Here is a 15826-nt window from a genome sequence, read left to right as displayed (position 1 = left end):
GCATCGTTGCTACGGACGCACGCCGTGGGCATTGCCGCACGGGGTGCCGAACTGGCAGTTGACGTCGGATGGCCCATACGCGCCGTACGATGCGGTTGAGCCTGAATAACCGCCGCCGCCGTCGGCACAGCCGGCCATCAGGCTCAGCGCGCCGACTGCCATGGCCGTGGCCAACCTACTCAATACGTACCGAAGCGGCTTGCGAGGTGGACGACAGCGAGGACGGCTCGACATTTTTACCTCCTTGGGGGCTCGGACCTTTCAGGTCGCTGGCAGTCCTGATCGTGCGCCGGTTCGGGCAAACGTGCAGCGCAGGGGGCCGGATCATGCGCCTGGCCGCAGATTCGGGCCGACAATTCAAACAGACGTCGCGCATCGGGACGCGCTGTCCCGTAGAATCCAGCCATTGACAGTGCTTTGACGGGGAGCGGCATATGAGCAGCAATGGCGCGACGGGCAATATGACCCTGATGACCGAACTCGACGAGACGACCGGAGAAGAAATACGTCTGGTCCGGCTGCAGGCCACGGACGACGGCAAAGCCGTTGTGCTCGTGGATGTGCATCACCGCAAGCCCGGTATCCATCGCGACGTCCGCCACGAAATCACGGCGGCAGAATTGATTGCTGCGATCCGGGCGCACGGCGCAGAGCTGCCGGGCGAGCAGCACAACTGAGCGTGCTTATGATCCGGCGTGGGCTTTGTGCCCGCCGGGCGCGCAGCGCCCGGGCCTTTATGTGACAGCCGTCACTTATTTTCCGGGCGATCGCTGCGCGAGGGACAACGCTTCGTGCACGAGCGATTCCAGATCGGCAGGATCGATATCCAGCAATTCGCCGTGACGGCGCAGCGCCACATCGAGCTCGCGGCGGACGGCCGGTGACAATGGTTCCTCAGGCTTGTACTGCGCCTGATGCGCGGCGTGCGGTCCGTGGTGCGGATACGGGTGGCGAGTCAACGCGTGATACACGATCGCCGACGCGAGCAGCAGGAACGATTGAATTGCAATCGGCGCAAGTACAAATTCAAATCCCAGCGCGTGGATTGACGGGCCGCCAAGCACTGCCGTGAGCGCGACCGCGCCTGATGGCGGATGCACGCATCGCAGCGCAAACATCAGCGCAATGGAAAAAGCGATAGCGATGGCTGCTGCATGGATCGGGTCGGCGATCAGCTTTGCCGATGCGACGCCGACGATCGCCGAAACCAGATTGCCGCCCATGATCGACCACGGTTGCGCCAGCGGGCTCGATGGCACCGCGAAGAGCAAGACCGCCGACGCGCCCATCGGCGCAACGAGCCACGGCATATCCGATACATCCTTGCAGAACAATCGCATGACGAGTCCCGTCATCGCGATGCCGATCAATGCACCGATGCATGAGCGAACGCGCTCGCGCCAATCCACGGCGAGCGGTGCGGGGACAAAACTATGAAGCCAGCGGGACAGGCCCGAAGAACGCAAGGCGGTGGAAGACAAGATGCGGAACGTGCGAGTGTGACGAAATAATGGAGTTCGCCACCATAGCGGCGAAACGAACAAGGGCCAACGATTTCTTGGGCATGATTATATGTGATTGTGATATATATCGCCGCCGCTGTTGAATCGGGTGCTTTGAGATGCGTTAAAGCGCATGCCTGTATCGGGCCGAAAACCGATGAGACGAACGAACATTTTTGAGCACGTTTCGAGTATTAACTGATGCGACGGCGACTCCTATAGTGGTGTCCATGCCATCCAGATGGCTCACCACTCACCAGGAGATTCACCATGTCACGCATCTCGATGATCAAGCCCGAAGAAGCCACCGGCGTTACGGCAGAAGTGTTCGGCAACATCAAAAAAGCAGTCGGCAAGGTGCCGAATGCGTATGCAACAATCGGTTCGCAAAACATTGCGGCATTGCAAGTGCTGCTGCAGGCCGACGGCGTTGTCAGCAAGGGCACGCTGAGCAAGCAGGATCAGGAAACCATCAAGCTCGCGGTGAGCGAAGCGGTCCAATGTGACTACTGTGTCGCGGCGCATACGCTGGTCGGCAAGATGGTCGGCCTGGCACCGGAAGCCATGAAGCAGATCCGTGCAGGTGAAGCAACGGGCGACGCGAAGCGTGATGCGCTCGTGCGTTTCGTGCGCGGTATCGTGACGTCGCAAGGCACCGTGGCCCAGGCCGACTATGACGCGATCATCGAAGCCGGCTACACGCAGGCGCAACTCGTCGACATCAGCCTCGCGATCGCGGTGATCACGTTCACGAACGTGTTCAATCGCATCAACGATACGACGGTGGATTTCCCGGCTGTGAAATAAGCGGATGGGATCGAATGTCGAGAGCGCTCGATCCGAAGCACCCGATTGAAGGCGTCCAATCGAGCACAGTCAATCGGACGCTCTGCGCTCTGCAAAGCAAGACGTCAGTCGCGAATCACCCGATACCGTCCCATCGGCCCCGCTGCAGCCCACGCTGCACGGGGCCGAATCACATCTGAAGCGCCCTCCAAACGGATATCCCCCAATTGCACGTCGGGGGCGAGCCGGGTATGTTGCTGCGACCAGACGCATCGCTTCGCTCACAAGGCGGCAGATGCCTTTTCGAACTTCTCGCACAACCGCATGGAAGACTTTCTGACTGACGACCAGCGGATGATTCGCGACGCTGCGCGCGATTTCTCCGTTCAATCCCTGGCTCCCCACGCCGCAGACTGGGACCGTGAGGCGGCGATCCCGCCCGAGGTCATTCGCGATCTCGGCGCACTCGGCCTGCTCGGCATGATGGTGCCCGAAGAGTGGGGCGGCACGTATTCCGACTACATTGCCTACGCGCTGGCGATCGAAGAAATTGCGGCGGGTTGCGCGTCGTGTGCGACGCTGATGAGCGTGCACAACTCAGTGGGCTGCGGCCCGATCCTGCGCTTCGGCACCGATGAACAAAAGGCACGCTGGCTTCCCGATCTGGCGACCGGCAAGATCATCGGCGCGTTCTGCCTGACCGAGCCGCAAGCCGGCTCCGAAGCCCACAACCTTCGCACGCGCGCCGTCTTGCGCGACGGCATGTGGGTTATCGACGGCAACAAGCAGTTCGTAACCAATGCACGGCGCGCCGGCATGGCGATTGTGTTCGCAGTGACCGATCCGGATGCCGGCAAGCGTGGCATCTCGGCATTCATCGTGCCGAGCGATACGCCGGGCTTCAATGTGGGACCGCCCGAAAAGAAGCTTGGGATCCGTGCATCGGATACGTGTCCGATTGCGTTCGATGGCTGTGCGATTCCCGAGGCCAATCTGTTGGGCCAACGCGGCGAGGGGCTCAAGATCGCGTTGTCGAACCTCGAAGGCGGACGCATTGGCATTGCAGCCCAGGCGGTGGGCATTGCGCGGGCCGCCTTCGAATCGGCGCGGCGCTACGCCGGAGAACGCATTCAGTTCGGCAAGCCGCTCACCGAACATCAGTCGGTAGCGAACATGCTGGCCGATATGACGACTCAGATCAATGCGGCGCGCTTGCTCGTGCATCACGCGGCGCGTCTGCGCAGCGTGGGCGCGCCGTGTTTGTCGGAGGCCTCGCAGGCCAAGCTCTTTGCGTCTGAAATGGCCGAGACCGTGTGTTCACACGCGATCCAGATTCACGGCGGATATGGCTTTCTGCAGGACTATCCGGTCGAGCGTCACTATCGCGACGCGCGCATCACCCAGATCTACGAAGGCACCAGTGAAGTTCAGCGGATGGTGATCGCCCGCAACGTCTGAGGTCGCGGGCCACGAAAACAGCAGGGCGCATCCCGGAGACAACGATGAACGCAGCCCAGCCTTTTCTCGAAGCACGCGATTTTCTCTGGCGTTACCGCACCGACTACGAACGCGCCTATTCGGAGTTCCGCTGGCCGGTGCTCGACGCGTTCAACTGGGCACTCGATTACTTCGATGTGATCGCGAAAGACAACGATGCGCCCGCGCTCTGGATCGTCGACGACCCGAATGTCGAAGGTCTGCGGCTGTCGTACGCGCAGATGTCGGAACGTTCGTCACGTATTGCCAATGCGCTGCGCGAGGCGGGTGTGCGTCGTGGCGATCCGGTTCTGCTGATGCTGCCCAATCGCGCCGAGCTCTGGGATGCAATGCTGGCCTTGATCAAGCTCGGCGCCATCGTCTCGCCCGCAACGACCTTGCTGTCGCCGGCCGATATCCGCGATCGCATCGAGATTGGTGGCGCACGTTGCGTGATTGTCGATTCTGCCGAGGTCCATAAATTCAACGGGATCGACGCGAAGCTGCTGCGATTCGCGGTCGGCGAGCGATGCGAAGGCTGGCTCGATTTCGACGAGGGATATCGTGCATCTCCGGTATTTGTGCCGGAAGGTGTCACACATGCGTCCGATCCGATGTTGTTCTATTTCACATCGGGCACGACGTCGAAGCCCAAGCTCGTCGAACATACTCACCAGAGCTATCCCGTCGGGTCGCTCTCGACGATGTACTGGATCGGTTTGCAGTCCGGCGATGTGCACTGGAATATCAGCTCGCCTGGCTGGGCCAAGCATGCGTGGAGTTGTGTGTTTGCGCCGTGGAACGCGCAGGCCTGCGTGTTCGTGCACAACACGCCGCGGTTTGTGCCGAAGCTCGCGCTCGAAGCGCTCGTGCAATGCCGGATCACCACGCTGTGTGCGCCGCCGACGGTATGGCGCATGCTGGTTCAGGAACCGCTTGCCTCGTATGCCGTCTCGCTGCGCGAGATCGTCGGCGCGGGCGAGCCGCTCAATCCCGAGGTGATCGAGCGCGTGCGCCACGCATGGGGTGTGACGATCCGTGATGGCTACGGACAGACCGAGACGACGTGCGTGATTGCCAATTCTCCGGGGCAGGTCGTAGTCCCTGGCTCGATGGGGCGGCCGATGCCCGGCTATGTCATTGACCTGATCGACCTCGACGATGTGGCGTCGACCGAAGGCGAAATCGCATTACAGCTGCCGGGGCGCGGTGCACGACCTCTGGGTTTGATGACCGGCTACGCCAACAATCGCGCTGCGAGTGAGCAGGCGATGCGCAACGACTACTACCGGACGTCCGACGTCGCGATGCGAGGCGAAGACGGCTACCTGACGTATGTCGGACGTGCCGACGACGTCTTCAAATCGTCGGACTACCGCCTTAGTCCATTCGAGCTCGAGAGCGTGTTGATCGAGCATGAAGCCATTGCGGAGGCCGCGGTTGTGCCGAGCCCCGACCCGGTGAGGCTATCGGTGCCCAAGGCATTCGTGACGACACGCGTCGGTTATGAAGCCAGTATGGAGCTGGCTCGCAGCGTGTTTCGCTTTTCGCGCGAGCGCCTTGCACCCTATAAGCGCATCCGGCGGATCGAGTTTGCGGAACTGCCCAAGACCATCTCGGGGAAGATTCGTCGCGTCGAGCTGCGCCGGCGCGAATTGACGCGCAAGGAGCCGTACGAACGCGCGGCGCTCGAGTTCTGGGAACAGGACTTTGCAGAGGACGTCCCGGCGCGGGATGACACGGCGCAGGCTGAGTAGCGGCAGCGCGGGTAGCGGCAACATGCTGCGACGGGACCATGCAGCGTAGGAACGACGAAGTGGCGGCACCGTAGCAGCGGCAAGGGTGAGCAGTAAGAGTGAGCAGCTAGAGCGAGCAGCTAGAGGGAGCAGCTAGAGGGAGCAGCATCAACACGGCGTAGCGGCGGAAAACGGGGAGATACCGCGATGAAAGTGGCGTTTGTCGGGCTGGGCAATATGGGTGGGCCGATGGTGCGCAATCTCTTGAAGCATGCACACACGGTCACAGTGTTCGATCTCAACGCGCAGGCCGTGCGCGAAGCGGTCGACGCGGGCGCCTCGCCGGCGATGTCCGCGAAAGTGGCCGCAAGCGGCGCGGAGTTCGTCATCACGATGCTGCCGGCTGCACAGCATGTGCGCGCGGTACTTGGCGGCGAAGATGGTGTGCTCGCCGGCATCGAGCGCGGGGTGACGATCGTCGATTCGAGCACGATCGATCCCGCGAGCGCCAGGGCCATGGCTGAACTGGCGCGGTCGCAGGGCAATGAGTTTGTGGATGCGCCGGTATCGGGCGGCACGGGCGGTGCCGCAGCCGGCACGCTGACGTTTATGGTCGGCGGTAGTACGGAGTCGTATGAGCACGTCAAGCCGGTGCTGTCGTCGATGGGCAAGAACATCGTCCATTGCGGCGACACGGGCACCGGGCAGGTCGCGAAGCTATGCAACAACCTGATCCTCGGGATCACGATGGCCGGGGTGGCCGAAGCGATGTCGCTCGGCGAGAAGCTCGGCATCGATCCGGCGGTGCTGGCCGGCATCGTCAATACATCGGCGGGGCGCTGCTGGAGTTCGGATACCTACAATCCGTATCCCGGCCTGATCGAGACCGCACCGTCATCGCGCGGCTATACCGGCGGCTTCGGGACAGACCTGATGCTCAAGGATCTCGGACTCGCGACGGACGCGGCGAAGCTCGCAAAGCAGCCCGCTTTTATGGGGGCGCTCGCGCAGCAGCTCTATCAGGCCATGAGCGCGAACGGCGACGGCAAGCTCGATTTCTCGGCGATCATCAAACTCTATCGTGCATCGGAAGGGTAGCGAGTCACGGTTCGAGAATGACCCGCTGGGAGTCATCCAACCCGAGCCACCCACCGGGAGTTACGCAACCGGGAGCTACGCAACCGGGAGCTACCCATCGGTATGCCAACCACGGGGAGTTGCCAACCTGGCTCGTCACTCACCGGGGTTCACCGTTCGTTGCGCCGGCTCGCGTTCCGGTCTTCGAACCATTTGACGACTTGCGGACCGTAGGTCCGCGGCGCCTTCGTATTCACGCGCTCCGTGAGGTCGGCCAGCGAATGATCGGCGAGTGACTCGCGCATGCGGCGTTCGGCGCTTTGCATCACGGCATGGATCGAACACACGCCGTTGGTTGCCCAGGGCGGCGGCGCGTCCTCGAATATGGCGCAGCGCGAGCGAATTTCGCGGCATTCGAACAGGGCCTTCTCGCCATCGACCGCGTCGACCACATCGAGCACGGAGATTTCGCGCGGCGCGCGCGCCAACGTGAACCCGCCGCGCGCGCCTTCCGTCGCGACGACGAGGCCCGCACGGTGCAGCTTGGTAAAGAGCTTTGCCACGTATTCGACGGGCACGCCCTGCAGTTCGGCGAGATCGCGCGCGCTCGCCTCCCTGACGCCGGCACCGGTGTCGGCGAGGTAGATCATGCAATGGAGCGCATATTCGACGCCCGTACTGATGTGTGCCATATTTACATTACTGCGACAGAGTAGATCGGAGTAAGAGTATGCCGATCCGCTGCAGTGCGCAAGTATGCCGATCCGATTCAGCACGTCGGCGTGGCGTGCGCTCGCTGACGGCGCGGCCATGCTCCGCTGATTTCGACGCGGTTTCCGCTGCGTGACGATCCGCTAGCGCGTGCAACATCGGCGACGCACGCTGCTCGCACGCATCACGCTGCACTCGATTCAAGCAGGCTCAGCAGGTTCTCGACGACGACCGATGTCTCGTCCCGGCGCGTCGCCAGACCGAGACGCGCGCGTGGCGCGTCACCTGAGATATCGAGGTAGCGCACGCCATGAACCTTCAATTGCGTGATCGACGCGGGCACGATCGCGATGCCGAATTCTGCCGCGACCAGATTGACCATCGATGACATCTGCGGCGCGAATTGCCCGACGATCGGCTCGAAACCCGCGCGGCGGCACGCATCGTGCACATCGTCATAGAGCGTCGAGCCCGACGCGCGCGGCACGATCACGAACGGCTCATGGGCCAGGTCGGCCATCGAGATGCGACGTGAGTGGGCCAAACGATGCCGCGAGGCGACGGCGACTTTCATGGCTTCATCGGTCACGCGGTCGACGCGTAGCGAGTCGGGCAAGTTGTCGAACGGGCGAATGAACGCCGCGTCGAGCCGGCGCCGCTCGATGCCGTCGATCAGTTGCGTCGTATTGGCTTCCTCGAGCGAGAGTTCGACGCTCGTATAGCGCTCGCGGAACGCGCGAATCAGGTTGGGCACGATCGGATTGAACGCGGCTGAACCCGTGAAACCGAGCCTTAGCTGGCCCGTATCGCCGCGTGCCGCGCGCTGCGCCGCGCGCACCGCGACGCGAGCCTGATCGACGACGCGCGTGGCCTCGACACGAAACGCTTCACCGGCCGCGGTCAGCACCACGCCATGCGCGGTGCGCCGGAACAGCTCGACCTGCATTTCCTGCTCGAGCTGCTTGATCTGCTGGCTCAGCGGGGGCTGGCCGATGCCGAGCTTCTCCGCAGCGCGCGTGACATTGCTCTCTTCAGCCACCGCAAGGAAGTAACGCAGATGTCGGAGTTCCATGGCGCAGGATCTAGAGATAGTCGTGAAACATATGGCGTAGGTCAATTATATATATTGGACACAAGATCTTGCGAGCAAGACAATGAGTCCCATGAGTCCCATGAGTCCCATGAGTTGACTTGCTGACTGACCTGATGCTTTTGAGGTTTTGAGGTACTGAATGAAAACCGCTGTTTCGAGTGATAAAGCGTCGAAGCGCGCGCTCGTCGATGACCCGGCCACGACACCACAATGGGTCACGCGCGGATCGCCGGCCTATCTGCGCATCAGCCTGGCGCTGTTCCTCGCCGGCTTCGCGACGTTTTCGCTGCTCTACTGCGTGCAGCCCTTGCTGCCCGCGTTCGCCAACGAGTTCGGCATTGGCGCCGCGCAGAGTTCGCTTGCCTTGTCGGTCACGACAGGCGCGCTGGCGTTCGCGATCATTTGCGCGGTCGGCGTGTCGGAACGCGCGGGGCGCAAGAGCCTGATGTTCGCATCGATGGCTGTCGCAGCCGTGTTCAATGTGCTCGTGGCCGTGGTACCGGGCTGGCACACGATCTTGCTGATGCGGTGTCTCGAGGGCTTTACGCTCGGTGGTGTGCCTGCCGTTGCGATGGCGTATCTCGCCGAGGAAATCCACCCGAAGGGGCTCGGCCTCTCGATGGGGCTGTACGTGGGCGGCACCGCGTTCGGCGGCATGATCGGCCGCGTCGGCATGAGTTTTCTGTGTGACGCCTTTTCGTGGCGCACCGCCATGATGACGATCGGGGTCATCGATTTGTGCGTGGCCATCGCGTTCGTGTGGCTGTTGCCGGCTTCACGCAACTTTGTGCCGCGTACAGGCGTCAGCGTTGCACAGCATCTGAAGCTCTGGACAGGCCATTTGACGCACGGACGCCTGCCTGCGGTATTCGCGGTTGGCGGGCTCGTGATGGGTGTCTTCGTGACGATCTACAACTACGCCGGTTTTCGCCTGATGGCTCCGCCGTTCTCGCTCAATGCGTCGCAGACCGGACTGATCTTCAGCGCCTATATCTTCGGGATCATTGCTTCATCGAGTGCGGGGGCGCTGGCGGACAGACTCGGCCGCGGCCCGGTGATGATCGGCGGCATCGTGATCGCCGCGCTCGGCGTCGCGCTGACGATGGAGCATGGCTTGCGCGCGGTGGTCGCGGGCATCTCCGTGATCACGATCGGCTTCTTTGTGACCCACTCGGTCGCAAGCGGCTGGATCGGTCAGATGGCGAGCGGCGCCAAAGGCCATGCGTCGTCGCTGTACTTGTTGTCGTACTACCTTGGATCGAGCGTGCTCGGGTCGCTGGGCGGCGCGTTCTGGCAAACAGGCGGATGGACGGCGGTCGCCGGCTTTGCGTTCGTGCTGCTCGCGTTGTGCCTGGTGCTCGGAATCTATCTTGCGCGCTCGCGCATGCCGGCCGCCGCACAGGCCACCTGATACTGTTCGCCGAGCCGAACAAGCCGTTCGCTTAAGGGTGGATTATCGAACGATCGTTGCCGACGCATACTGCCTTCCGTTCACACGACTCGCGCCCGCCGGGCGCTTCTGGACTGGAGAGGTGTCATGCAAATTCGCGAACTGGGTAAGAACGGGCCGCAGGTGTCGGCGATCGGACTGGGCTGCATGGGGATGTCGGGGATGTACGGTCCGTCGGATCGCGCCGAGGGCATCGCCACCATTCATGCCGCGCTCGACGCGGGCATTAACTTGCTCGACACGGGCGACTTCTACGGCAGCGGCCACAACGAAATGCTGATCGGGGAAGCGCTGAAGACGGCCGGCCGTGACCGCACGCTGATCAGCGTCAAGTTCGGTGCGATGCGTGACCCCGCCGGCGGCTGGACAGGCTACGACGCGCGTCCGGCGGCTGTGCGCAACTTTCTCGCCTACAGCCTGCAGCGACTCGGTGTCGACTACATCGACGTCTATCGTCCGGCACGGCTCGACCCGAACGTGCCGATCGAGGAGACGGTCGGCGTTATCGCCGATCTTGTGAAGGCCGGGTATGTCCGGCATATCGGACTCTCGGAAGTCGGTTCGGCGACGATTCGGCGCGCGGCAGCGGTCCATCCGATCACCGATCTGCAGATCGAGTACTCGCTGATTTCGCGCGGCATCGAAGACGACATCCTGGCGACGTGCCGCTCGCTTGGCATCGGTATCACGGCGTACGGCGTGCTGTCTCGCGGACTGATCAGCGGGCATTGGACGAAGGAAAGCGCCGGCAAGGGCGACTTCCGCTCGGTGAGCCCGCGCTTCCAGGGCGACAACGTCGACAGGAATCTCGCGCTTGTCGAAGCCTTGCGCCAGATCGCGACGGCGAAGGGCGTTTCTGTCGCTCAGATCGCCATCGCATGGGTCGCCGCGCAGGGGGACGATATCGTGCCGCTGATCGGCGCACGCCGGCGTGACCGCCTCGACGAAGCACTCGGCGCGCTGCGGGTCACACTCAGCGCTGAAGACCTCGCCGCGATCGAACGTGCGGTGCCCAAGGGCGCTGCGGCTGGCGATCGTTACGGCGCTGCGCAGATGGCGCATCTGGACAGCGAACAGGCGCATCACTGATTGGCGGTGGCCTGCATGTCTCGGGTTCGATCGGGAATGATGCCTGATGGGCGATTGATGCTTAACAGGTGAATAATCGGCTGGCGACGCTTCGCCAGCCGCGCCCCGATCGCCCATAAGGCGCCTATATCGGCAGGTATGCCCGGGACTTTAGGGCGTTGAGTAAACCCTCTAGTGCCCGTGAGCAAACTTTGCTCTCGGAGACTTTCGGCGGAAAAAAAGCATGTCGCTTCAAGGCATTGGGGAGTCGTTCACCGACTTATTCACAGCTTTGCTCACAGAAAGTGTGGATAACCCCAAAATGTATGCAAAACAGATACTTATGCATGTTTAGAGTATTTACTCTAATTCCATCGGGAACCCGTGCAAGCCACAACTGGCGCGGTTCTTCAGCGTTGTCCACCCCTTGTACAAACCCGCGCGCGTAGAAGATGCCGATTCGACGCGTCCGATCCGCCGGGAGAGCGATTTGCGCAAGCGGATTGTCGACACAATCGATCGACTGTCGCCCACCCCGGCGAGTTTCTATACTGAAGTCATCAATCATCAGGGGACACTGCGTTGTGCAATGCAACGCGGACGAGCGGGTCCTCGCACCATGAATCGAATCCACACTCTGAATCGCTCGGTCGTTTCAAGCGTCATGTAAATCCGCGGCGCGCGCGGCATGCGGCCATTCGCATGTGCCGGCTTGTGTGTGTCGTCGGGGCGCAGCGAAGTTTTGCTGTGGCGGTATCTGCGAGCGCGTGCGTCGAACGCGCGGCGCGGGTTGCCGCAAGCGGGAACACCCCTTGCGTGCGCTGGGTACACGCACCCGTTTCGGAGGCAGACATGAAACAGACTGTCGTAGGTGTATTCGAGACTTCTGAGGAAGCTCGACGCGCCCAGGCCGCATTGCTCGATGCTCAGTTCCCCGAATCGTCCGTTCGCGTCAGTGCCGGTGGCACGCTACGCGGCGTCGACGAGGGCATGGCGTATCCCGTCGGCAGCGTTCGGGGTCTCGACGACTCCGCATCGCTCGAGAGTTCCGGCATGGTTGATCCGTCAGATCCCCTGCGGCCGACTGATCGCGTCATGCGCGTGCAGCGGCGCGATCACGCGCCCGAAAACGCGCTTGAGCGCGTCACCGAGTTCTTCAAGGGCTTGTTCAGTTCCGAGTCGCAGCGCGAGGAATTGTCGAGGTACGAAGAAGCCTTGCGTCGCGGCGGCGCGCTCGTGGCGATCGATGTCGAAGATGAGGTCGAGCAGACGCTCGCATCCGACATCCTGATTCGCGCGGGAGCCTACGATCTCGAAGAGCGCGTGTCGCAATGGAACACGCCGGCGATGACCGAAGAGGCATCGCTCGATCCCGTGCCGGGGAGTGTCAAGACGCAACCCATCCGTTCGGCGGCGATGCCCGGCAACGTGACCAGCATGGATCCATCGGATGCGACCGGCTATCGCGCATCGCGGACTGACTTCGCGACCGGCGAAACTTGGCCGGCCACACGCACAGCGATGGGGGCGGGGCGCACAGCCACAGCCACATCGCGTGACTCGATGCATGATCCCGTGCATCACGAAGACCTGACACGCGCGCCGGCCGGTGCCGGAATGGCTTCATGGGATCGGCTGCAGGGCGACTTCGGAGTCGAAGGCGACTACGGTGCTGAGCAGGGGCGCGGTGCAGGCCGCGGTCCGGTCAGGACGGAATATCTGCAGGGGCAAACCATGAGCGATAAGTCCACTCCGGCCGATTGGCATCAGGGACCTGACGATCATGCCTGGCTGGAGGGCCATGAAGGCTACGAGCGCCGCGCCATGGGCACGCAAGCCATGGGAGGGCAATCCATGCGCGGACAGTCCATGAGCGGTCAAGCCATGCATGATCAGTCGGCAGACTCGCGCGTGCCGTCCTATCCGGCCGATGTGCGCGACCGTGTCGAGTCGGCGCCGCAAACATCCATGCAGCATGCCTCCATGCAGCAATCGCAATGGCAGGGTCGGCAAACCCAAGCGGCCACTCGCTCCATGGCAGGAGAGTCGAGTCGGCGCCCGGCGATGCAGGGTGACATGATGCACGACGGTCCGACGTCCGGCAGCTTTGGTGAAGAACGTGTGCAGCCGCAGTCGTCCTCGCAGTCATCCTCATCGCGCGATGCGATGCGCGCGCAGTCATCCGATATGTCTTCGGCGCCGTCACATATGCGTAACGGCACGGCCGAAGATCTCGATGCGCCGATTATCCGCAGTCGTGACCTGGATCGTCCTCCGATGCCGTCATCCGAACGCATGGCGCCTCAGTCAGTTCGCCCGCATATGGCGATGTCGGACAGGTCGATGGAGGGCGTCGGTTCAATGAGCGATGAGGGCGATATGGGTAACGAGGTCGTGTCGAGCGATGAAGCGCGGCACTTGCTTGCATCGGGCTGCGAAGTCTTCCTCGATGATTGCGGCTTTGCACGCATGCGCAACGGCGGTCGCGTGCAGCCGATCCAGCGCGACGAGCCCACGAAGATTGCCCGCAACGTGCGTGTGTACTCAAGACGGGCCGACGATCCGGTGGCGCTGCGCGAAGCACGCATGCGCGACGATAGCTTTTCGCACGAAAGCTCGATGGCAGATGAATCGGGCGAACGCACGATGCAGGCGGGTTCCACGACGGTGACGGGCATGTCGCAACACGCGGCAGCTCGTAACGACGACGTGATGGCTGCGCGTGACCGTCGCATGATGCGTGCTTCACTGCGTGCTCGCGATTGCGACGATGCACGCGAAGTGGATCCGTTTATGTCGAGCGACGATGCGATGAGTGGCGTTGAAGCCGGTGTGAGAGATGCTTCGTTCGCTCCGGACCCCGCCTCGGGCGATTGGGCCGCCGATTGGGAAGCGCAAACTCGGGAAGCTCAAACCCGGGAGGCTCAAGGCCGCGCATCGTGGGACGACATGTCATCGCCCGGACCGGATGAGCTTGAAGCAGACCGGCTTGGCGACGATGCCGCTGGCCGAAGCGCGGCCGCGATGGCGGGTCGTCCGTGGCCTGCTCCGGGACGTCGGCCCACGGGAGCTGATGAGCTTGCGCGTCGCGAGGCAGCACTCCGCGAAGCGACGCTGAGCGACTACGGCGAACGCTTACAGCAGCGGTCTCATCCGGAATGGCGCGACAGCGCGGCCGGCGACCCGCGTGAGCGCGCGGCAGAGCTTGCTCGACGCGAAGCGACGCTGCGCGACCAGACGCTGCAGGACTATGCGGCGATGGATGAGCGCGCCGAAATGCGTGCCGCGAATGCCGCCGCTGCCGCGCGGGCCTCGCACGCCTCGCACGCACCCATGAGTGGCGAGGGGCGGGGCGACCTGTACCCTGACGTTCAGCGTGCAGATGTGCCTCCAACCGTTCGCTCGTCACCTTCGTCGATGACGAAGGATATGAGTGCCGAACTTGGATTGCACTCGCCGCTCGAAGATCGTTTCGGCGCGCGACGCACGGCGCTCGACGACGGTGCCCCGCTAGGCGATGCCTACGACGATGACGACCGGCGCTATTCCGCCCAGGACGATGCGTATCCGACGGACGAGTCGTTTGTCGACACGCGTGACCCGCGTCACCGGGCGACGCGCACGCCGTCGGAGTGGAATCATATGAAAGAGGCTGTGCGCAATGCGTGGCACAAGATGACCCACCCGGGTCGTCATCATTGATCAGGCAGGGCCAGGAATGCAGGGTCAGGCAGGGTAGAGCAGGGAGGGACCGGGGCCATTCGAGCCCCGGCATTGAAAAGGCAACCGGCGCATGGCATACGTCTTGATGACGACGCGGTGCGCCGGTTGTCGTTTGCGGCGATGCGAGGGTGTGACTTGTCCCAACGCGTCGCTCTGCTTGCCTTGGGTCACGTCGACGGCACTGGGTACCTGCGGCGCGATCAGGCGGAATGCGTCGTTGAGATCGCCAAAGACGACAGGGCGACGTATGACAGCTCGTCGCCCCTGTCGCCGGCGCTTCCGCTTATGGATTGCTGACTTCCGTCTTCACCTCGAGCAGGTCGCCCAGACCGATCCGCTTCGCAAACTCGATCCGTACGCGCTCCGAGACTTCGAGCACTTCCGCGGCGCCGTCGTTGATGAAGTCGGTCACGCTGCGCATCGGGCGCGTGCCTTTGTCGAGGCCGACGATCCGCACAACGTCTTCGGCGACGGCGATCGGGTCCGCATCGGGCGGCATTAACGTATTGAGCTTCGCGCCGACCTGGTCCATCACGCCGTCATAGCGCGCGTAGGCGGCTGCCGTCGTAGTGTCAGCGGGCTTGCCTGCGTTCGGGAAGTGATCCGTGCCACTCGTGAAAGCCCCCGGAACGACAATCGAGGTTTCGATACCGAAGCGCACCAGCTCATACGCGAGCGTGACCGCGAGCGAATCCATCGCTGCCTTGGCTGCGCCGTACGGACCCATGAACGGAGGAAAGCCGCCCTTGGTCGTGGTGCTGCTGATCCACACGACGAGCCCCGATTCGGCCTTGCGCATATACGGCAGCACCGCGCGGTTGACGCGTTGTGCGCCGAAGACGTTGGTGTCGAACACCTTCATCATTTCTTCGGGCACGAACGCTTCGGTCGGCCCGATGACCAGATGCCCCGCGTTCTGCACGACGACATCGATTCGGCCGTGCGCCTGCACGATCTGCGCCGCGGCAGCGTCGGCCGACGCTTGCGAAAGCACGTCGAGTTCAATGGGGCGCAGGTCGATGCTTTCGCGCTCCGCAAGCGCACGGACTGCATCAGCGCGTTCGCGATTGCGGCCCGTGATGTCGCGCATCGATGCGTAGACGATGTGGCCGGCTTCGGCGAGTGCCTGCGCGGTGAGCTTGCCGATACCCGTACCTGCGCCTGTGACCAGAATGACTGATTTCATGATGACGCTCCGTAGAGA

12 protein-coding genes and 1 pseudogene are annotated in these 15826 nt (G+C 62.9%); 8 read left to right on the top strand and 5 right to left on the bottom strand.

Annotated elements, in window-relative coordinates; translation table 11 throughout:
• Positions 1-9 precede the first annotated feature (9 nt).
• A complete protein-coding gene (locus ACMFWR_RS22430; RefSeq protein ID WP_413196891.1) occupies positions 10-162 on the bottom strand; it encodes a hypothetical protein in 153 nt (50 codons plus the stop codon).
• A 272-nt stretch (positions 163-434) separates the two neighbouring features.
• On the opposite strand from ACMFWR_RS22430, the gene ACMFWR_RS22425 reads away from it, so the two are divergent.
• Positions 435-677 carry a hypothetical protein gene (locus tag ACMFWR_RS22425; RefSeq protein WP_413196890.1) on the top strand — a complete coding sequence of 81 codons (243 nt, stop codon included), beginning with the start codon at positions 435-437 and terminating at the stop codon, positions 675-677.
• Positions 678-788: 111 nt separating this feature from the next.
• On the opposite strand, the pseudogene ACMFWR_RS22420 reads toward ACMFWR_RS22425, so the two are convergent.
• Positions 789-1466, bottom strand: a pseudogene (locus ACMFWR_RS22420) (HPP family protein); the annotation flags it as partial.
• Between the two features lie 306 nt (positions 1467-1772).
• Here ACMFWR_RS22420 and ACMFWR_RS22415 point away from each other — a divergent pair.
• The 4 genes from ACMFWR_RS22415 (at position 1773) to mmsB (ending at position 6598) form a co-directional block, all read left to right on the top strand.
• Positions 1773-2309: a carboxymuconolactone decarboxylase family protein gene (locus tag ACMFWR_RS22415; protein WP_413196889.1), complete on the top strand. Its 537-nt coding sequence runs from the start codon at positions 1773-1775 to the stop codon at positions 2307-2309.
• Positions 2310-2612: 303 nt separating this feature from the next.
• Positions 2613-3746 (top strand): acyl-CoA dehydrogenase, encoded by a 1134-nt coding sequence (locus ACMFWR_RS22410; protein WP_413196888.1) that lies wholly within the window; start codon positions 2613-2615, stop codon positions 3744-3746.
• 44 nt (positions 3747-3790) lie between these two features.
• Positions 3791-5521 (top strand): AMP-binding protein, encoded by a 1731-nt coding sequence (locus ACMFWR_RS22405; protein WP_413196887.1) that lies wholly within the window; start codon positions 3791-3793, stop codon positions 5519-5521.
• Between the two features lie 186 nt (positions 5522-5707).
• Positions 5708-6598: a 3-hydroxyisobutyrate dehydrogenase gene (gene mmsB / locus ACMFWR_RS22400; protein WP_413196886.1), complete on the top strand. Its 891-nt coding sequence runs from the start codon at positions 5708-5710 to the stop codon at positions 6596-6598.
• A 149-nt stretch (positions 6599-6747) separates the two neighbouring features.
• Here mmsB and ACMFWR_RS22395 read toward each other — a convergent pair whose 3' ends face one another.
• Positions 6748-7269: an RrF2 family transcriptional regulator gene (locus ACMFWR_RS22395; RefSeq protein WP_413196885.1), complete on the bottom strand. Its 522-nt coding sequence runs from the start codon at positions 7267-7269 to the stop codon at positions 6748-6750.
• A gap of 203 nt (positions 7270-7472) precedes the next feature.
• On the bottom strand, positions 7473-8360 hold the full coding sequence (locus ACMFWR_RS22390; protein WP_413196884.1) for a LysR family transcriptional regulator: 888 nt from the start codon (positions 8358-8360) through the stop codon (positions 7473-7475).
• Between the two features lie 160 nt (positions 8361-8520).
• Here ACMFWR_RS22390 and ACMFWR_RS22385 point away from each other — a divergent pair, with 160 nt between their 5' ends.
• The 3 genes from ACMFWR_RS22385 (at position 8521) to ACMFWR_RS22375 (ending at position 14601) form a co-directional block, all read left to right on the top strand.
• The gene (locus ACMFWR_RS22385; RefSeq protein ID WP_413196883.1) at positions 8521-9792 is read left to right on the top strand and encodes an MFS transporter; all 1272 of its coding nucleotides are present in this window, start codon (positions 8521-8523) and stop codon (positions 9790-9792) included.
• Between the two features lie 126 nt (positions 9793-9918).
• On the top strand, positions 9919-10920 hold the full coding sequence (locus tag ACMFWR_RS22380; protein ID WP_413196882.1) for an aldo/keto reductase: 1002 nt from the start codon (positions 9919-9921) through the stop codon (positions 10918-10920).
• Positions 10921-11751: 831 nt separating this feature from the next.
• Positions 11752-14601 (top strand): hypothetical protein, encoded by a 2850-nt coding sequence (locus tag ACMFWR_RS22375; protein ID WP_413196881.1) that lies wholly within the window; start codon positions 11752-11754, stop codon positions 14599-14601.
• Positions 14602-14905: 304 nt separating this feature from the next.
• On the opposite strand, the gene ACMFWR_RS22370 is transcribed toward ACMFWR_RS22375, so the two are convergent.
• Positions 14906-15808, bottom strand: coding sequence for an SDR family oxidoreductase (locus tag ACMFWR_RS22370; protein ID WP_413196880.1), 903 nt, complete (start codon positions 15806-15808; stop codon positions 14906-14908).
• Positions 15809-15826 lie beyond the last annotated feature (18 nt).

It is taken from the genome of Pararobbsia alpina (assembly GCF_965118125.1).
GTDB lineage: Bacteria > Pseudomonadota > Gammaproteobacteria > Burkholderiales > Burkholderiaceae > Pararobbsia > Pararobbsia alpina_A.
The sequence above is the reverse complement of the archived record's forward strand: the minus strand, read 5'-3'. Positions and strand labels throughout refer to the sequence as shown.